The organism is Kineococcus xinjiangensis, from assembly GCF_002934625.1.
Classification (GTDB): Bacteria; Actinomycetota; Actinomycetes; order Actinomycetales; family Kineococcaceae; genus Kineococcus_A; species Kineococcus_A xinjiangensis.
Genome location: NZ_PTJD01000006.1, coordinates 58709 through 77560, shown reverse-complemented (window position 1 = coordinate 77560; position 18852 = coordinate 58709). Strand labels below are relative to the sequence as shown.

The 18852-nt window shown below is 75.9% G+C and carries 14 protein-coding genes; 11 read left to right on the top strand and 3 right to left on the bottom strand.

The genetic code is table 11. From position 1 onward, the window contains the following. The first annotated feature begins 54 nt into the window (after positions 1–54). Together dinB and CLV92_RS09785 are read left to right on the top strand one after the other, a co-directional pair. A complete protein-coding gene (dinB, locus tag CLV92_RS09790) occupies positions 55–1317 on the top strand; it encodes a DNA polymerase IV (RefSeq protein WP_104432639.1) in 1263 nt (420 codons plus the stop codon). A 241-nt stretch (positions 1318–1558) separates the two neighbouring features. Beyond that, positions 1559–1954, top strand: coding sequence for a DUF3040 domain-containing protein (locus tag CLV92_RS09785; protein WP_104432638.1), 396 nt, complete (start codon positions 1559–1561; stop codon positions 1952–1954). 236 nt (positions 1955–2190) lie between these two features. Here CLV92_RS09785 and CLV92_RS09780 read toward each other — a convergent pair whose 3' ends face one another. From CLV92_RS09780 to CLV92_RS09770, 3 genes are read right to left on the bottom strand one after another with little or no spacing between them, the layout of a single operon-like run. After that, complete coding sequence (locus tag CLV92_RS09780; RefSeq protein ID WP_146099479.1) at positions 2191–4521, bottom strand: transglutaminase TgpA family protein; 2331 nt, start codon at positions 4519–4521, stop codon at positions 2191–2193. After that, complete coding sequence (locus CLV92_RS09775; protein ID WP_104432636.1) at positions 4518–5825, bottom strand: DUF58 domain-containing protein; 1308 nt, start codon at positions 5823–5825, stop codon at positions 4518–4520. Before CLV92_RS09775 ends, CLV92_RS09780 begins: the two co-directional genes overlap by 4 nt. After that, entirely contained in the window at positions 5822–6886 is a 1065-nt protein-coding gene (locus CLV92_RS09770) for an AAA family ATPase (protein ID WP_245886660.1), read from the bottom strand. The genes CLV92_RS09775 and CLV92_RS09770 overlap by 4 nt, the downstream gene beginning before the upstream one ends. A 404-nt stretch (positions 6887–7290) precedes the next feature. Between CLV92_RS09770 and mraZ the strand changes: the two genes are divergently transcribed. The 9 genes from mraZ to ftsW all read left to right on the top strand — a co-directional run bounded on the left by mraZ (position 7291) and on the right by ftsW (position 18849). Further along, the gene (gene mraZ / locus CLV92_RS09765; RefSeq protein WP_104432635.1) at positions 7291–7722 is read left to right on the top strand and encodes a division/cell wall cluster transcriptional repressor MraZ; all 432 of its coding nucleotides are present in this window, start codon (positions 7291–7293) and stop codon (positions 7720–7722) included. A gap of 397 nt (positions 7723–8119) precedes the next feature. Next, entirely contained in the window at positions 8120–9202 is a 1083-nt protein-coding gene (rsmH, locus tag CLV92_RS09760; RefSeq protein ID WP_104432798.1) for a 16S rRNA (cytosine(1402)-N(4))-methyltransferase RsmH, read from the top strand. After that, on the top strand, positions 9199–9729 hold the full coding sequence (ftsL, locus tag CLV92_RS09755; RefSeq protein ID WP_146099478.1) for a cell division protein FtsL: 531 nt from the start codon (positions 9199–9201) through the stop codon (positions 9727–9729). Before rsmH ends, ftsL begins: the two co-directional genes overlap by 4 nt. 83 nt (positions 9730–9812) lie before the next feature. Continuing rightward, positions 9813–11648, top strand: a complete 1836-nt coding sequence (locus CLV92_RS09750; protein ID WP_104432633.1) for a peptidoglycan D,D-transpeptidase FtsI family protein — start codon at positions 9813–9815, stop codon at positions 11646–11648. Between the two features lie 17 nt (positions 11649–11665). Further along, positions 11666–13303: a UDP-N-acetylmuramoyl-L-alanyl-D-glutamate--2,6-diaminopimelate ligase gene (locus CLV92_RS09745; protein ID WP_104432632.1), complete on the top strand. Its 1638-nt coding sequence runs from the start codon at positions 11666–11668 to the stop codon at positions 13301–13303. Then, the gene (locus tag CLV92_RS09740; protein WP_104432631.1) at positions 13300–14733 is read left to right on the top strand and encodes a UDP-N-acetylmuramoyl-tripeptide--D-alanyl-D-alanine ligase; all 1434 of its coding nucleotides are present in this window, start codon (positions 13300–13302) and stop codon (positions 14731–14733) included. Before CLV92_RS09745 ends, CLV92_RS09740 begins: the two co-directional genes overlap by 4 nt. Beyond that, positions 14730–15815: a phospho-N-acetylmuramoyl-pentapeptide-transferase gene (gene mraY / locus CLV92_RS09735; protein WP_104432630.1), complete on the top strand. Its 1086-nt coding sequence runs from the start codon at positions 14730–14732 to the stop codon at positions 15813–15815. The genes CLV92_RS09740 and mraY overlap by 4 nt, the downstream gene beginning before the upstream one ends. Next, positions 15812–17368 (top strand): UDP-N-acetylmuramoyl-L-alanine--D-glutamate ligase, encoded by a 1557-nt coding sequence (gene murD / locus CLV92_RS09730; RefSeq protein ID WP_245886657.1) that lies wholly within the window; start codon positions 15812–15814, stop codon positions 17366–17368. The genes mraY and murD overlap by 4 nt, the downstream gene beginning before the upstream one ends. Beyond that, entirely contained in the window at positions 17365–18849 is a 1485-nt protein-coding gene (gene ftsW / locus CLV92_RS09725) for a putative lipid II flippase FtsW (RefSeq protein ID WP_245886655.1), read from the top strand. The genes murD and ftsW overlap by 4 nt, the downstream gene beginning before the upstream one ends. The last annotated feature ends 3 nt before the right edge of the window (positions 18850–18852 follow it).

Sequence of the window (18852 nt, the reverse complement as noted above, 5' to 3'; positions counted from 1 at the left end):
GGCCGGCGACGCGCCGGTGCCGCCCGGCGGAACGTCCCCGCGCGGCCGGCGGCCGTGAGCCGCCGGCGCGTCCCCCGGCCGGTCCAGCCCGCCGGGGAGGTGCCCGACGACACCGGGTGCACCGTCCTGCACGTCGACATGGACGCCTTCTTCGCCTCCGTGGAACTGCTGCGCCACCCGCACCTGCGGGGCCGGCCGGTCATCGTGGGCGGTGGGCGCCGCGGCGTGGTGCTCTCCGCGACCTACGAGGCCCGCCGCGCCGGCGTGCACGCCGCCATGCCGATGGGGCGGGCCCGGCGGCTGTGCCCGCAGGCGGTGGTCCTGCCACCGCACCACGAGGACTACGCCCGGGTCTCGGCCGGGGTGATGGCCGTCTTCCGCTCCACCACCGAGCGCGTGGAACCGCTCAGCCTCGACGAGGCCTTCCTCGACGTGGCCGCCGCGCGGCGCCGCCTCGGCGGACCCACCGCGATCGCCCGGCTCCTGCGCGACCGCATCGCCGACGAGCAGGGCATCACCTGCTCCGTCGGGGTGGCCGCCACGAAGTTCGTGGCCAAGCTCGCCTCCGCGGCCGCCAAGCCCGACGGCCTGCTCGTCGTCCCCCGTGCCCGCACCGTCGAGTTCCTGCACGAACTGCCGGTGGCGGCGCTGTGGGGGGTGGGGGAGCGGACGGAGGAGACGCTGCTGCGCCTGGGGCTGCGCACCGTCGCCGACATCGCGCACACCCCTGTGGAGACGTTGCGCCGCGCCCTGGGCGAGGCCACCGGCCGCTCCCTGCACGAGCTGTCCTGGGGCCGGGACCCCCGGCCCGTGCACGCGGAGAGGGAGGAGCGCAGCGTGGGTGCCGAGCAGACGTTCGCACGCGACGTCGACGACCCCCGCCTCGTGCACCGCGAGATCCTCCGCCTCGCCGAGCGCACCGCCGGCCGGATGCGGGCCGCCGGCCTGGCCGGGCGCACGGTGGTGCTGAAGGTCCGGTTCGCGGACTTCACCACCCTCACCCGCTCCCGGACCCTGCCCGAGCCGACCGACGTCACGCGCGTCGTCCACGCCACCGCCCACGGGCTGTACGAGGCGCTCGGGCTGCAGCGGGCGCGCATCCGCCTGGTCGGCGTGCGGGTGGAGGGTCTCGTGCCGGCCTCCGCCCAGCACCGCCAGCTGGTCCTGGGGGAGCGGCCCCAGGGGTGGCGGGAGGCCGACGAGGCCGTGGACCGGGTCAGCGCGCGCTTCGGCCGCGGGGCGGTCCGGCCGGCGAGCCTGCTCCCGCCGCCGGGTGCGGAGGGCGGGGACCCGTGGGCCGCGGCGGCCCCGCGGTGAGCGGCGGACCGGGTGGCGTCGCGCCCCGGCCGGCGACGCCCGCCGGGCCCGCTTCGGGGGAAAGTGGCGACGGCGCGCTGCCGGGCCGTTTGAACACTGCTCCCGGCGGGCAGGAACTCGACGCTGGGCCGATCGTTGGACATGCGAGGACCTGCAAGGAGGCAGAGTCTTCGATCGAGTTTCCCGGACGTGACGGGAGACTTATGGTTGTAGCTCACCGTGCGCATGCCAGGAGGTACAGGTGCCGCTCTCGGACCATGAGCAGCGTCTGCTCGAGCAGATGGAGCGCGCGCTGTCCGCGGACGATCCGAAGTTCGCGTCGGCCATGCGCGGGTCGCACCGCGCCCAGGCTGCGCGTCGACGACTGCTCGTGGGCGGCGTTGCCCTCGTCGTGGGTCTTGTCCTGCTCGTCATCGGAGTAGCCGTCCGCGAAGTGTGGGTCGGTGCCGGTGGCTTCGTCATCATGCTGGCTGGGACGGTCTGGGCGTTCACACCGCCACGGGCCGCCTCGACCCCGGCGGCACCGAGTCCCGCGGCGGGCGGTGGGCGCCTGCGGGCCGCCCGCGATCCCCGGCCGCGCGGGGGTTTCATGGCCCGCATGGAGGAGCGCTGGGAGCGTCGCCGCAACCAGTGGTGAACCTGCGCCTCCTCGGGTGAGGGGGCGGACAGCAGGAGGGGCCGGACACCAGTGGTGTCCGGCCCCTCCTGCTGTCCGGGGTCGGGGGCCGGGGCTTCGGCCGCAGTGCATCCGCCCACAGCCGCGCGGACCAGCCTGGCTGCGCGCAGTCCGGGCCGCCGCGACCCCGTCGGCCGGGCCCGCCCGCCCGGCCGGCCGCCGAGCCCCGTCCGGGCTCGCCGCCCGGGGAGGGGGTCTCAGCGCGAGGAGCCGACCCGCTCCCGCTCCCGCGGTGCCGGCTCGGCACCGCGGCCCGGCGCCTGGTCCGGACCGCGTCGCGACCAGGGCACGGGCACCTCCGTGCGGGACAGGGCACGCATCCCCGCGGAGGGCCACAGGCGGGCCCGCCACTGCACCGACCGGGGCTGCTGGGCGGCCACCGCAGCCACGATGCGGTCCACGTCGGCCCGCGCCAGCCGCTCCCCGCCGTCGGCCCCCGGCGCGAAGCGCGCGCGCTCCACCGCCCGGCGCAGGCGCGTCAGTGCTGCGGACTCCTCGGGCTGCAGCTCGGCGAACTCCCCGAGGCGCTCGGCGGCCTGCCGCGGGGTGGCCGAGTCCGGCCACGCCGCACCGAGGTCGCGCGTCCGGTCGGCCAGGTCCGCCCACGCCGCCTCGGCGGAGTCGTCGGCGCCGCGCACCGACGCCCAGCGCCGCCGGCGCAGCACGGTGTCGGAGAGGACCGGCAGCAGCAGGCTCGACAGCAGCAGCGCGACGATCACGAACCACGCCCACGGCAGCTCCTCCACCGGGTCGCTCCAGGCGCGCTCGCCGGTTCCGAGCTCGAGCTCCTCCTCTGCCGCCGCGGTGCTGGGCGCCGCGCTGGGCGCCGCGCCCGGGGACTCGCTGGGCTGCAGGGCGGCCTCGGGCGGCACCTGGCCGTTCGTGCCGGGCGTGACGGCCGGCAGCGACCACGGCGGGGCGTTGGGCGTGCGCGCCGCGGGCGTCGGCTCGAAGCGCACCCACCCGGTGCCCTCGAAGTACAGCTCCGGCCAGGCGTGGGCGTCCTGCGCGCTGATGCGCCAGCGGCCGTCGCCGACGCGCTCGCCGGGCAGGAAGCCGATCGCCAGGCGCGCCGGGATGCCGAGGGAGCGGGCCATGACGGCCATCGCCGAGGCGAACTGCACGCAGAAGCCGGAGCGCGAGTCCAGGAAGGAGGCCACGGCGTCGCTGCCGCCGTCGTCGGCGACCTCGGTGGAGTAGGTGAAGCCACCGGTCGTGCGGAAGTAGCGCTGCAGCTGCACCGCGCGCTCGTAGTCGTCCCGGGCGCCCTCGGTCACCGTCCGCGCCGCCTCGTGGACCGAGGCGGGCAGGGTCTCCGGCAGGGCGGTGTAGACGTCGCGGATGCCCTCGGGGGCGGGCGGGGCCTCCCGCAGCGTCGACTCCTTCGGGGTGACGCGCAGGTGGGCGACCGTGTAGCGGCGGCCGAGCGTGGTCTCCCCGTCGCCGACGACGTTGAGGGTGTCCTGCTCGTAGAGCCAGTCGCCCTCGATGGCGACCCGCACGGCCGGGTAGGGCAGCGGCAGGTAGTTCTGCTGCAGGTTGCGCACGGTCACGCTCGTGGTCTCCTCCACGGCGGCGCTGCGCACCTCGTCCGAGAGACCGGGCGCCGTCGGCATGCCCGTCTGGACGCGCTGAATGCGGGGGATGTCGGTGCCGGTGCGCGGCGCCCACGTCTTCCCGTCGAAGACGTCGGCGGTCACGATCCGCAGCGGGGCCGGGGCGTCCTCGGTCGTCTCGTAGAGGAGGACGGTGGCGTCGGAGCGGGCCCCGAGGCTGTCCTTGAGGTGGAGGATCGGGTTGATCACGGTGATCGACTCGCCCTGCCCCAGGTCGAAGGTCAGGGGCTTCTCGTCGAGGTCCGGCACCGCGGCGGGCACCACCACGGCCACGGCCACGGCCGCGGCGGCCAGGCCGAGCCCGTTGACGCCGGCGCGACGCGCGGCGGCCGGGACCCAGCGGCGCTCGCGGCCGCTGACGTCGGCGCGCAGGAGCAGCAGGTAGCAGAGGGCGGCGAGGACGAAGGCGAAGGCGCCGGAGCCGCCAGGGGCCAGGGCGACGGGGACCGCGTAGGTGGCGGCCAGCGGCAGCCCGGCGAGGGCGGGGTGGCGCAGCCGGGTCGCCAGCACGTCCACGGCCAGGGCGAGCAGGCCCGCACCGGCGACCATGAGGGGCTGCAGGCCCCGCAGGTCGCTGACGGGCACGCTGTAGCGCTGCACCGCCAGGGCGCCGTCGGTCGCGAGCGCCGCCAGCCGGCGCAGGGTCTCCCCGGTGGGCACCACCCCGAGGAGGGCCGTGCCGGGGGCGTACAGCAGGACCAGCAGGGCGCCGAGGACGAGGGCCTGCGCCGCCACGGCGGGGGCGTGGCGGCGGCTCAGCCGGTGCACGGCGATCCCGGTGCCCGTCACGGCGACCACGACCAGCAGCGCGTCGGCGAACCACGCGCCGGACGAGACCAGCGGCCGGAGCGTGAGCAGCGTCGCGGTCGTCGCGGCCGCCGCGAGCAGTGACGTGCGGGTGCTGCGGTTCACGCGGGCCTCCTGGCAGGTCCACCGCGGGCCAGGGAGGCCCACACGTCGGCGATCTCGTCGCCCGGCGAGGCGGTGGCGGTGCGCCACCCCGCGCCGGACAGCACCAGTTCCGCGCGCTGCAGCGCTGCCTCGGGGGCCGGTGCGGTCGTGAGGGCACGCCCCCACAGGTGGGTGCGCTGCAGGATCGCCACGGCAGGCGTCGAGCGGTCGCGCAGGGCCACGAGGGGGAGGGTGTCCTCCGAGTCCACAGCACCGAGGAGGGCCACCAGCATTCCCGCCGAGGAGCGCCCCAGCGCCTGCACCGCCAGTCGCAGGTCGTCGTCGTCGCCAGGTCGCAGCGCCGCCAGCTCGTGCAGGAGGGCGCGCGCCTGCGCCTCGGCGGGAACGGCGATCCCCCGCTCGTGCGCACGGGAGCCGCCGTGGACGAGCCGGACCGGGTACCCGCGCCGCTGCAGGTGGGCACCGATCGACGCGGCGGCGGACACCGCCCACTCCAGCGACGAGGCGGGCCCGCGGCCGGCGTGGGCGCCGAGGCGGCGGTCGACGAGGAGGACCACCTCGGCCCGCCCGCCGCGCTCGTCCTCCCGGACCATCACCTCGCCGCGCCGGGCGGTGGAGCGCCAGTGCACGCGGCGCAGGTCGTCGCCGGGGCGGTACTGCCGCAGGGCGATGTCGTCGGCCTCGGCGGACGCCGAGCTGCTGCGCGCGGTGCCCCCGCCGCTGCCGGGGGAGTCCCCGAGGGGCACGGCCGGCAGGGGGTGGACCGCGGGGAGCACGTCGACGGCGGTGGTGCCCCGCAGGGTGCGCCGGATGTCGCAGAGGCCGAGGGGGTCGCCGATCCGCAGCACCGCCGGACCGGTGCGGTAGGCGCCCCGCACCTCCGAGCTCACCGTGTACCTGAGGTCGAGCGTGCGGCCCGGCGGCAGGGGCGGGACCGGCAGGCGGGGGGCGGTCCCGAGCACGAACGGCACCGTGTCCTCCAGCCAGACCCGCACGCCCGCGCGACCCCCCGTGCCCCGCACGGTCAGGTCGATGCTGCCGCGCTGGCCCGCCGGCAGCGTCAGGGGTCTCGACCTCTGGTGGAGGGTGAGAGAGGAGCGGGCGCGTGCCGTCAGGACCAGCGCGACCACCGGCAGGGCGAGCAGCAGCACCCCCAGGCGCAGCAGGTCCCGCTGACCGAGCTGCACGGCCGCGACCGACGCGACGCCCCCGGCCAGGACGAGGGCCCAGCCGCGCGCGGTGAGGGGCCCGAGACGGCGGCGGCGGGCACGCGCCCGGCCCGACCCCCGCCGCAGCCTCCTCATCGCCGTGAGGGGACGGGCACGGCGGTGCGCCGGAGCACGTCCGCCACGACCTGCTCCTCCGAGTGCCGTGCGAGCATCGCGTCCGGCGTCAGCAGCACGCGGTGCGCCAGCACCGGCACGGCGAGCAGCTGGACGTCGTCGGGAAGCACGTGGTCGCGCCCGTCGAGCGCTGCGTGCGCCCGCGCGGCGCGCAGCAGGTGCAGCGCGGCCCGGGGCGAGGCCCCCAGTCGGAGGTCGGGGTGCTCCCGGGTGGAGCGCACCAGGCCCACGACGTACTCCTTGAGGGCGGGGGCGGCGTGCAGGTGCCGCACCGCCGCGCTCATCCGCCGCAGCGACGGGGCGTCGGTCACCGGTGTGAGGCGCTCCAGCGGCGGCTCCTCGCCGTGCTGGTCGAGCATCGACAGCTCGGCGTCCGCCGAGGGGTAGCCCAGCGAGATGCGCGCCATGAAGCGGTCCCGCTGCGCCTCCGGCAGGGGGTAGGTGCCGTCCATCTCGACGGGGTTCTGCGTGGCGAAGACGATGAACGGTGCCTGCAGCCGGTGGGTGACCCCCTCGACCGTGACCTGCCCCTCCTCCATGCACTCCAGCAGCGAGGACTGCGTCTTGGGGGAGGCGCGGTTGATCTCGTCGCCGAGCACGACGTTGGCGAAGACGGCGCCGGGGCGGAACTCGAACTGCGCCGTCTCCCGGTTGTAGACGCTGGAGCCGGTCACGTCGCTGGGCAGCAGGTCCGGGGTGAACTGGATGCGGCGCACCGTGCCGTCGATGGCGCGGGCCAGGGCCTTGGCGAGCATGGTCTTGCCGACGCCCGGGACGTCCTCGACGAGGAGGTGCCCCTCCGCGTAGAGCACCGTCAGCGCGAGCCGGACGGCCTCCGCCTTGCCCTGGATGACCGTCTGCACCGCCTCGGCCAGGCGGGCGCCGGTCGCGGCGATGTCCTCCAGCGACGGGCCCTCCGGCGCCACGGCCTCCGGCACGCCGCCGGCTCCGGCCGGCAGGTGCGCGGACCCCGTCGCCGGGTCCGGCACGTGTCCGTTGGCCTGAGCGCTCGTGGTCGTCACGTGGTCCCCGTCTCTCCGTCACCGCGGCAGGTGCCCGGGCCGGTGCCGGGGTCCTTCCCGCATCGTCCCCCACTTTGCCCCACCGCAGCCCTGGAAGCCTGCCGACCGTCGACTTCCAGCCCTCCGGCTCAGCACCGCCGCCGCCGGGGTCCGCAGCGGTCCCCGCGGCGACCCCGCCGGCCCTCCACCGCCCTGACCTGCGGGGACCCCGCCGCAGGGGACGTCGCGCAGGGTGACGTTGGTTGACGGTGGGGGGAAGTGGAGTACTGTGGGGCGCGGTGGCTCACCAGGGTGCGGCTCGCAGGAGACGGGCCCCGGAGAGGCGCCGCATCGGGCAGTGCGTCGGGCGCTGAACAACGGTCGAGTCGGGTCGGTCCGCGGATGTCCGGTCGTGGAGGTGGGTCGTGTTCCTCGGCACCCACACCCCGCGGTTGGACGACAAGGGTCGCCTGATCCTTCCTGCGAAGTTCCGCGACCAGCTGGCCGATGGCCTGGTCATCACCCGGGGGCAGGAACGCTGCCTCTACGTCTTCCCGACCGCGGAGTTCGAGCGCATGCACGACCAGTTGCGGCAGGCGCCGCTCAGCAGGAAGGAGACGCGGGACTACCTCCGCGTCTTCCTCTCCGGCGCCTCCGACGAGCTCCCGGACCGGCAGGGCCGCATCACCATCCCGCCCGTCCTGCGCACCTATGCCGGCTTGGACCGGGACGTCGCCGTCATCGGTGCCGGCTCCCGTGCGGAGATCTGGGACCTGCCCACCTGGGAGTCCTACCTCGCCGCGGCGGAGCAGCCGTTCGCCGACCAGGCGGAGGAGGTGCTGCCCGGCATCGTGTGACCGCAGTGCCCGGGACGGCCCGTCCGTCCCGACCCCCGGCTCGTGGGCCGGGGTCTCCACCCGCCCCACCGTCCTGGCGCACTTCCCCGGTGCCAGGCCGGCGCCCGCGAGGGCTCGGGGCGGATGGGGACCCGGGCCCATGACGCGCCGCACTGTTTCGCGCCCCTGCAACCGCTCCGCACCTCCTCTCCCGTACCGACGACCGCCGGACACCGGCGCAGCACCACCCGCTCGTCCCTCCGGGGGCCGGCGAGCAGAGCACTGAGGAGCAGGAGGAGCGGGAATGGCGGGCGAGGGGCGCGTTGCGGGCGCTCGGGCGGACACCGTCGACGGTGCGCCGGTGGAGCGCGAGGCGCCCGGGTCCGGCGTCGAGGACCAGGGCCTCGAAACCCGGAGCATGGACGGACCCGACGTGGCCGGCCGCCACCTCCCCGTGATGCTGCGGCGCTGCACCGAGGTGCTGGCGCCCGCGCTGCAGCGGCCCGGGGCGATCGCGGTCGACTGCACCCTCGGCCTCGGCGGGCACGCCGAGGAACTCCTGCGCACCTGCCCCGAGGCCCGGCTCGTCGGCATCGACCGCGACCCGCAGGCCCTCGCCCTGGCCGCCGAGCGGCTGGCGCCGTTCGCGGACCGCACGACGTTCGTGCACGCCGTCCACGACGAGCTGCCGCAGGTGCTGGAGGAACTCGAGATCCCCGCGGTCGACGCGGTGTTCTTCGACCTCGGCGTCTCCTCCCTCCAGCTCGACGAGGTGGAGAGGGGTTTCTCCTACGCCCGTGACGCCGCGCTCGACATGCGGATGGACCAGACCTCCGGGCGCACCGCGGCCGACGTGCTGAACACCTACTCCGAGAACGACCTCACCCGCCTCCTGCGCACCTGGGGCGAGGAGCGGTTCGCCCCGCGCATCGCCGCGGCCGTGGTGCGCGAGCGCCGTCGGGAGGAGTTCTCCACCAGTGCGCGCCTCGTCGACCTCGTGCGCGACGCGATCCCGGCGGCGGCGCGGCGCACCGGTGGAAACCCCGCCAAGCGGACGTTCCAGGCGTTGCGCATCGAGGTCAACGACGAACTGCGGGTGGTGGAGCGGGCGCTGCCGGCGGCGTTCGAGGCGCTGGTTCCCGGTGGGCGCCTGGCCGTCCTGACGTTCCACTCCCTGGAGGACCGGATCACCAAGAAGTTCCTCGCGGAGGTCAGCCGCAGCACCGCGCCGCCGGGTCTTCCCGTGGAACTCCCAGGAACCGCCCCGCGTGCGCAACTGCTCACGAGGGGTGGTGAAACGGCCGATCCGGAGGAGTTGCAGCGCAATCCGCGCGCTGCGTCGGCGCGCCTCCGCGCAGCCGTGCGCGCCGACGCCGATGATCGGGGAGGGGCCGGTCCACACTCGGCCCCGGTTTCGGGGAAACTGCACGACCGGGCGGGACGCAGGCGGCCCGCAGCCGGGAACCGGACGGTTCGGGAGCAAGGAGGGAGTTCGCGGTGAGCCAGCCTTTGATCGCGGCCCGCAACGCCTCCGTGCGCGCGTTCCGGCACCGGCCCCTCCACGACGCCCGCCCGGCGCTGCGCGTCGTCGCCCCGCCCGCCGCCCTCGCCGCCCGGCTGCCCCTTCCGCTCACCTGCGTCCTGCTGCTGACCGCGGGCCTGCTGGCGCTGCTCATGATGAACATCGCGATCGCCCGCGACGCCTTCACCCTCAGCGAGCTGGAGCGGGAGGCCACGCTGCTCGCCGAGCAGCAGCAGGCCGTCGACGAGGGGATCGCCGCCAAGGCGGCCCCGCAGGCGCTGCACGAGCAGGCCACGCGGCTCGGCATGGTGCCCGCCCCCGCGCCGACCCACCTGGCCCGCGACGGCCGGGTCGTGGTGCCGCTGCCCGTGGTGGAGGAGCCCGAGCCCGTCGTGGCCGAGGAGTCCCCCGTCGCCGAGGAGCCCCTCGCCGCGGACGAGCCCGCCGCCGCCGAGGACCCCGCGGGCGCCGGTGAGCCGGTGGGCGCGGAGGCGGCCCCGCAGTGACGCCGCCCCGCCGGCCGGCACCCGGCCGGCGGGCACCGCGAGAGGCACCCAGACCAGCGCAGCCGCACGAAGGAGGACCAGCAGTGGCCCAGGCCCCCGCCCGGCGCCGGGCTCCCCAGGCCGCCGCCGGCCCTCGCGCCGACCGGCGGCTGCGGGCGTGGGTGCTCGCGGTCCTCATCGTGCTGAGCCTCTTCGGAGGGCGGCTGGTCCAGCTGCAGGGGATGGACGCCTCGGAGCTCGCGGCCGTGGCGCTGCAGACGCGCCAGGGCCAGCAGCTCACCCTGCACGCGGACCGGGGGGACATCGTCGACGCGAACGGGGTCCTGCTCGCGACCTCGGTGGAGCGGCGCGACGTCGTGGCCGACCCCACGGTGCTGCGGGACTTCAACAAGAGGAGCGCCACCGACCCGAGGCCCCGCACGAAGGAGCGGGGGGTGGGGTTCGAGGGCGCTGCCGCCCTGCTGGCGCCCGTCCTCGGCGCCGACCCGGCCGTCCTCGTGGAGAAGCTCGCCGCGGCGGGGGAGAAGGACCGCTACGAGGTGCTGGCCAAGGGACTGACCCCCGAGGCGTGGCGCGAGATCCAGGCCCTGCGCATCCCCGGCATCGCCAGCGAGCGCTCCAGCCTGCGGGTCTACCCCACCGGGCCGGCGGCGTCCACGCTCGTCGGGGTCCTCGGGCCGAGCCCCGACGGCACCTCCGAGCTGGTGGGAGCCTCGGGCCTGGAGCTCAAGCTGGACGACCGGCTGCGCGGCGTGGACGGCTTCGAGCGGTACGAGCGCACGCCCCAGGGGCAGCAGATCCCGCTCGGCGTCAGCGAGCGTCAACCTGAGGTCGACGGTGACACCCTGCACCTGACCATCGACCGCGACCTGCAGTGGAAGGCCCAGCAGGCCCTGCGCGGCGTGCGCGAGCAGACGCAGGCGCAGAGCGCCACCGCCGTGATCATGGACAAGCAGGGCAAGATCCTCGCCCTGGCCAGCGACCCGAGCGTCGACCCCACCAACCGCGCCGGGGCGAGCGGCACCTCCTTCAACAACACCGCCGTCACCGAGCCGTTCGAGCCGGGCTCCACCGCCAAGGTCGTCACCCTCGCCGCCGGCCTGGAGGAGGGCGTCGTCGACCCCGCCAGCCGCTTCACCATCGAGGCGAGGTTGAAGCGCTCCACCAAGGAGTTCAAGGACTCCCACGTGGCCAAGAACCCGCAGATGACCCTGGCCGGGGTGATCGCCCAGTCCAGCAACATCGGCACCATCCTCGCCGGCGAGCGCATGTCCGCCGAGACGCTCCACGAGTACCAGCGCAAGTTCGGCTTCGGGGAGAAGACCGGCCTGCCCCTGCCCGGGGAGACCCGCGGCATCGTGGCCGAGCCGGACGACTACAGCGGCACCCAGCGCTACACCGTCATGTTCGGTCAGGGCCTGTCCGTCAACGCCGTGCAGGCCGCCTCCGTCTTCGCCACCATCGCCAACGACGGTGTCCGCGTGCAGCCGCAGCTCCTGCAGGGCTGGACCACGCCGCGGGGTGGTTACACCCCGGCCCCGCCGCCGGAGGAGAGCCGGGCGGTCAGCGCCGCGACGGCCCGCACGATGCGCGACATGCTCCAGGCCGTCGTCAGCGAGGAGGGCACCGCCGCCATGGCGCAGATCCCGGGCTACCTCGTCGCCGGCAAGACCGGCACCGCCCAGCGCTACAACGACGAGTGCCGCTGCTACTCCGGCTACACCGCCTCCTTCATCGGCATGGCCCCCGCCGACGACCCCCAGCTCGTGGTGGCCGTGATCGTGCAGGACCCCAAGACCACCTACTACGGCGGCTCCGCGGCGGGCCCCGTCTTCAAGGAACTCATGACCTACGCCCTGGCCCAGCGCAAGATCCCGCCGTCGACCGCAGCCCCGGCGACGCTTCCGCTGTACTGGTGAGAGGTAGCCTCCCCACCGTGCCGACCAGCGAGCCTCCCCCCGGCCACCCCCGGGACCCCCGCTCCACCGGCGCCCCGACCCTGCGCGACCTGGCCGCCCTGCTGTCCCTGCCCGCCCCCGCCGGCGCGGAGGACGTCGTCGTCACCGGGGCCACGCTGGACTCCCGCGCGGTCGGCCCCGGCGACCTGTACGCGGCCCTGCCCGGCGCCCGCGCCCACGGGGCGGACTTCGCCGTGCAGGCGGCAGCCTCCGGTGCCGTGGCCGTGCTGACCGACCCGGCCGGTGCGGAGCGGGTGGTGGCGGCCGGCCTGCCGGCGCTCGTGGTCCCCGACCCGCGCGCGGTGCTGGGCGAGGTCGCCGCGACCGTGCACGGCCACCCGGCGCGGGAGCTGACCACCGTCGGCATCACCGGCACGAACGGCAAGACGACCACCGCCTACCTCCTCGAGGCGCTGCTGGCCGCCGCCGGCTGGCGCACCGGCCTGATCGGCACCGTGGAGACCCGCATCGGCGAGGAACGGGTCAAGAGCGTGCGGACGACGCCGGAGTCCCCGGACCTGCACGCGCTCTTCCGGCGGATGCGCGACGCCGGGGTGCGCGCCTGCGCGATGGAGGTGTCGAGCCACGCGCTGCGCCTGCACCGCGTCGACGGCGCCGTCCTGGACGTCGCGGTCTTCACCAACCTCAGCCAGGACCACCTCGACTTCCACCGCGACATGGAGGACTACTTCGCCGCCAAGGCGGAGCTGTTCACCCCCGCGCACTCCCGGTGCGGGATCGTGGCCGTCGACGACGAGTGGGGCGAGCGCCTCGCGCGGACCGCGACCGTGCCCGTCACCACCGTGCGCACGAGCGGCGGGACCGGCTGGGCGGACGGGGCGGCCGACTGGCACGTGGCCGACGTCCGCGCCGAGCGGCCCGGCAGCACCTTCTCCCTCGTCTCGCACGACGGCCGCCGCCTGCGGCTGCGCTGCCCCCTGCCCGGCGCGTTCAACGTCTCCAACGCCGCGCTGGCCGCCGTCGCCGCCCTGGAGGCCGGGGTCCCCGCCGAGGCGGTCGTGCGCGGCTCCGCCTCGGCGGGCGCGGTCCCGGGCCGGATGCAGCCCGTGACCACGGGTGCGCCCGGCGAGCCCGTGGTCGTCGTCGACTTCGCACACAGCCCCGACGCGCTGGAGCGCGTGCTGGCGACGCTGCGGGCGGACACCCCGGGCCGGCTCGTCGTCGTCCTCGGCGCCGGGGGCGACCGGGACGCGGCCAAGCGCCCGGGCATGGGCGCCACTGCCGTGGAGGGCGCCGACGTCGTCGTGGTCACCGACGACAACCCCCGCTCGGAGGAGCCGGCCGCGATCCGCGCCGCCGTCCTCGCCGGGGCCCGGGCCGCGCTGGCCCGGGGAGCCGCGGCCGAGCTGCTCGAGGTCCCCGACCGCCGCGCCGCCGTCGCCGCCGGTCTCGCCGCCTGCACCGGCGGGCACGACACCGTCCTCCTCGCCGGCAAGGGCCACGAGCGCGGCCAGGAGGTCGCGGGGCGCGTGCTCCCCTTCGACGACGCCGAGGTGGCCGCCGAGCTGCTGCGCGAGCGCGCCCGGCCCCTGCCCGCCACCGATCCCGAGGCGGTCCCCGCACCGCACAGCACCCCCCGAGGAGGCACGCAGTGATCCCGCTGTCCAGCCGCGACGTCGAGCAGCTCACGGGCGGCCGGCTCGTCGCGGCGGCCGGTGACCCCGACGAGCCCGCCGTCACCGGCCCGGTCGTCGTCGACTCCCGCCTCGCCGTCCCCGGTGCCCTCTTCGTCGCGCTGCCGGGGGAGCGCACCGACGGCGCGGAGCACGCGGCGGCGGCCGTGGCGGCCGGGGCGCGCGCGGTCCTGGCCCAGCGCCCGGTCGACCTCGGCGGCGGCAGCGCCGCGGTCGTGCTCGCCGACGACTGCGTCGCCGCGCTCGGCCGGCTCGCCCGCGGGGTCCTGGAGTGGCTGCGCGAGGCGGGGCGGCCCACCGTGGTCGGGGTCACCGGCTCGGCGGGCAAGACGACGACGAAGGACCTGCTGCGGGCCGTGCTGGCCGTGCGCGGGCCCGTCGTGGCGCCGCGCGGCTCCTACAACAACGAGATCGGCGCGCCGCTCACCGTGCTGCAGACCGACCCCACCGTCGAGCACCTCGTCGTGGAGATGGGGGCGCGCGGCCTCGGGCACATCCGCTCCCTGTGCGAGATCGCCCCGCCGCAGGTCGGCGTCGTGCTCAACGTCGGCGCCGCCCACGCCGGGGAGTTCGGCTCGGTGGAGACGACGGCCCGGGCCAAGGGCGAGCTGGTGGAGGCGCTGGCCCCGGACGGGCTGGCGGTGCTCAACGCCGACGACGCCCGGGTCCTCGCGATGCGCGAGCGCACCCGCGCGCGGGTCCTGACGCACGGGCGCGGCGAGGGCGTGGACGTGCGCGCCGTCGACGTGCAGCTCGACGGCGCGGCCCGCGCCCGCTTCCGGCTGCTCAGCACGCTGCAGTCCGGGCCGGGCACCGCCGGGGAGGCCGACGTCGCGCTGCGCCTGCACGGGGAGCACCAGGTCTCCAACGCGCTGGCGGCGGCGACCGCGGCCCTCGGGCTGGGCGTCCCGCTGGCGGACGTCGCCGCGGCGCTGTCCGCGGCGGAGGCGGCCAGCCCGGGCCGCATGCAGGTGGTGCAGCGCCCCGACGGGGTGACCGTCGTCAACGACGCCTACAACGCCAACCCGGACTCCGTGCGCGCGGCGCTGAAGGCGCTCGTCGCGATGGCGGAGGGCCGGCGCAGCTGGGCGGTGCTGGGGGAGATGCTCGAGCTGGGCGAGGCCTCCCGCGACGAGCACGACTCCGTGGGCCGCCTCGCGGTGCGCCTGGACGTCTCGCGGCTGCTGGCCGTGGGGACGGGGGCGCGCCCGGTGTTCACGGGGGCGGTGATGGAGGGGTCCTGGGGGGACGAGGCGGCCTTCGTGCCCGACGTCGCCGCGGCCTGGGACTTCCTCAGCGCCGAGCTGCGTCCCGGTGACGTGGTCCTCGTGAAGTCGTCCAACGGTGCGGGGCTCGCCGCCCTCGCGGAGAGGCTGGTGGCGACTCCGTGAGGACCGTCCTCATCGCTGCGGCGGTGTCCCTCGTCCTGGCGCTCTTCGGGACGCCGCTGTACATCCGCTGGCTCGTGCACCGCGGCTACGGGCAGTTCGTCCGCGACGACGGGCCCACGAGCCACCACACCAAGCGCGGCACGCCCACGATGGGCGGCGCGGTCATCATCCTCTCGACGCTGGGTGCCTACGCGGTGGCGCACCTGGTGACGCAGCGGCCGCCGACCGCCTCGGGGCTGCTCGTGCTGTTCCTGATGACGGGCCTGGGCGTCGTCGGCTTCCTCGACGACTTCATCAAGATCTCCAAGCAGCGGAGTCTCGGCCTGCGGGCGGGGCCGAAGGTGATCGGCCAGGTCCTGGTGGGCGTGGTCTTCGCCGTGCTGGCGCTGCGCTTCCCCTCCGACTCCGGCCGCACGCCCGCCTCGACGGAGATCTCCTTCCTGCGCGACATCTCCCTGCTGGACTTCGCCGAGGCAGGCACGTACGTCGGCACGGGGCTCTTCGTCCTCTGGGCCCTGATCATGATCGCGGGCACCAGCAACGGGGTGAACCTCACCGACGGCCTCGACGGCCTCGCCACCGGCGCCTGCACGATGGTCTTCGCCGCCTACGTCCTCATCGGGACGTTCCAGTCGAACCAGAACTGCCTGATCCCCGACCAGGCGCGCGGCTGCTACGAGGTGCGCGACCCCCGCGACCTCGCGGTCGTGGCCGCGGCGCTGCTCGGCGCCTGCTTCGGCTTCCTGTGGTGGAACGCCTCCCCGGCGAAGATCTTCATGGGGGACACGGGCTCCCTCGCGCTCGGCGGGGCCCTGGCGGCGCTGGCGATCCTCAGCCGCACGCAGCTGCTCCTCGTGCTGCTGGGCGGCCTGTTCGTGATCATCACCCTGTCGGTGATGATCCAGGTGGCCTCCTTCAAGCTCACCCGCAAACGGGTGTTCCGGATGGCCCCGCTGCAGCACCACTTCGAACTGGCCGGGTGGGGCGAGGTCACCATCGTCATCCGGTTCTGGATCATCGCGGGGCTGTTCGTCTCCCTCGGCCTCGGCGTCTTCTACGCCGAGTGGGTGGTCGGCTCGTGAGCGGCGGGCCGCTGTCCGCGCCGCGCGCCGCGGACACCGAGCGGGTGCGCCGCCTCAGGTCCGCGGCCTCGGACTGGGCCGGGCTGCGCGTCCTCGTCACCGGCATCGCCGTGTCCGGCTTCGCCGCCGCCGACGCCCTCCTGGAGCACGACGCAGAGGTGGTCGTGGTCGACGCCCGCGAGGGCGAGGCGGAGCGCGAGAAGGCGCAGCTGCTGGAGGTGCTCGGCGGTCGCGTCCACCTCGGGCCCGCCTCCCTCGGCGAGGCCCCCGGCGGCTGGGACGGCTACGACCTCGTCGTCACCTCGCCCGGCTGGCGCCCCGACGCCGACCTCCTCGTCGGCGCCGCCCTGGCCGGGGTGCCGGTGTGGGGCGACGTGGAGCTGGCGTGGCGGCTGCGGCCGGAGGCCGGCGCGGCGTCCTGGCTGACGCTGACGGGCACCAACGGCAAGACCACGACGGTGGAGATGACGGCGGCCGTCCTGCGCGCGGGCGGGCTGCGGGCGGCGGCGGCGGGCAACGTCGGCACCCCCCTGATCGAGGCCATGCGCCACCCCGACGCCTACGAGGTGCTCGCGGTGGAGCTGTCCAGCTTCCAGCTGCACTGGCTGTCGACGGACGCGGAGGCGTCGCTGCGGCCGCTGGCCAGCGCGTGCCTCAACATCGCCCCCGACCACCTGGACTGGCACGGCTCCCTGGACGCCTACGCCGGCGCCAAGGGCCGGGTCTACGAGAACACCCGCCTGGCCTGCGTGTACTCCACGGCCGACCCGCGCACGGAGGAGCTCGTGCGCGCGGCCGAGGTCGAGGAGGGCTGCCGGGCCGTCGGCACCACCCGCGGCACCCCGTCGGTGGGCATGCTCGGCCTCGTCGAGGACGTCCTCGCCGACCGCGCCTTCGTGGCGGAGCGGCGCACCAGCGCGGCCGAGCTGGGAACCCTGGCCGACCTCTCCCGCGACGGCGCCCCCGTGCCGCCGCACACAGTCGACAACGCCCTGGCGGCCGCGGCGCTCGCCCGCGCCGCGGGGGTGGCGCCCACGGCGGTGCGCGACGGCCTGCGCGGCTTCCGCCCCCAGCCGCACCGGGTCGAGCAGGTCGCCGAGGCGGGCGGTGTCCGCTGGGTCGACGACTCCAAGGCCACCAACGCCCACGCCGCCGCGGCCTCGTTGGCGGCGTTCGGCTCGATCGTCTGGATCGCCGGCGGTCTCGCCAAGGGCGCCCGTTTCGACGACCTCGTCGCCGCGCACGCCTCCCGCCTGCGCGCCGCGGTCCTCATCGGCCGCGACCGCGACGAGATCGCCGCGGCCCTGGCCCGACACGCGCCGGATGTGCCGGTGGTGACCGTGGAGCCGCCGCAGACTGGGGGCGTGGAGGCCTCGCCGGAGCAGCTGCCGGACTCGCTGATGGACGCCGTCGTGGAGCGCGCCGCCGCCCTCGCGCAGCCCGGTGACACGGTGCTGCTCGCGCCGGCGTGCGCGTCGATGGACCAGTTCACCTCCTACTCCCACCGGGGGCGGGCCTTCGCCGCGGCCGTGCGCCGCCGGGGACAGCGGTGACGGCCAGCGGGGGCGCCGCGGTTCCCCCCCGGCGCACGGCCGGGGAGATCGCCGGGTCCGGTCGCGCCGCCGCAGGGGGAGCGCTGTCGTGGCTGCGCTCCTACGCCGGGCGCATGGACAGCCCGCTCGCCACCCACTACGTGGTCCTGGCCACGACGGCGCTGCTGGTGGTCATCGGCCTCGTCATGGTGCTGTCCAGCTCGAGCGTGAAGTCGCTCGCGGACGGCAAGTCGGTCTTCGCGGGCTTCCAGAACCAGGCGCTGTTCGCGGTCGTGGGCGTCGTCGCCCTGCTGGTCGCCAGCCGGGTGGGCGTGCAGCGCTGGAAGCGGCTGGCCCTGCCGCTGCTGGTGGCCGGGATCGGGTTGCAGCTGCTGGTCTTCGTTCCCGGCATCGGCGTGCCGGTCAAGGGCAACCTCAACTGGATCCGCATCGGTCCCTTCACCGGGCAGCCGTCGGAGGCGCTGAAGCTCGCCCTGGTGCTCAGCTGCGCCCTCGTCCTCGTCCGCAAGCAGCACCAGTTGCACGAGTGGCGGCACCTGGTCCTGGCACTGCTGCCCACGGCGGCGACGACCGTCGGGTTGGTGCTGCTCGGCCGCGACCTGGGCACCGCCATGGTCATGATGATGATCGTCGCGGGGATGCTCTGGGTCGCCGGCGTGCCGCTCCGGTTCTTCGCGCTCGCCGGTACCGCCGGTGCCGCCATCGCGGTGTTGCTGATCGCCGTCAGCGACAACCGACGGCGGCGCGTGGCGCAGTGGCTCGACGGGACGCCCGTGCAGGGCGCCGACCTGCAGGGCTACGCGTGGCAGCCCGTGCACGGCCAGTACGCCCTGGCCTCCGGCGGCTGGTGGGGCGTTGGGCTCGGTGCCAGCCGGGAGAAGTGGCAGTGGCTGCCCGAGGCCGACAACGACTACATCTTCGCGATCATCGGCGAGGAGCTCGGCCTGCCCGGCACGCTGGTGGTGCTGCTGCTGTTCGCCGTCCTCGGACTGGCCTGCCTGCGCCTGGCGCGCCGCTCGGAGGACATGTTCGTGAAGCTGGCCACCGCCGGCATCATGACCTGGATCCTCGGGCAGGCGATGGTCAACATCGGCGTCGTCCTGGACCTGCTCCCGGTCATCGGCGTGCCGCTGCCGCTGATCTCCCGCGGCGGTTCCGCGCTGGTGATGGTGCTGGCCGCCATCGGCGTGCTGCTGGCGTTCGCGCGCTCCGAGCCCGGTGCCGCGGAGGCGCTGCGCACGCGCCCGTCGGTCGTGCGCCGCTCCCTGGCCGTGCTGCCGCGCCCCCGGGAGGCCGGCTCCGGTGCGCGCCGCCCCGCGTCCGGCAGCACCCGGGCTCCCCGTCCCACCCAGAGCCCCACCCGAACCGCCGGGGGCACCCCGGCGAAGAGCGCGAAGGCCGAGAACCCCGTGAGGAAGTCCCCGAAGACGGCTCCGCAGGCGCGGCGGCGGAGCCCGGCCCCCGGTGGGAAGCAGCGGTGAGCG

Coding starts and splice junctions, on each gene's coding strand:
- CLV92_RS09775 (WP_104432636.1), bottom strand. CDS start 5,825: ATGAGGAGGCTGCGGCGGGGGTCGGGCCGGGCGCGTGCCCGCCGCCGC.
- rsmH (WP_104432798.1), top strand. CDS start 8,120: ATGGACGGACCCGACGTGGCCGGCCGCCACCTCCCCGTGATGCTGCGG.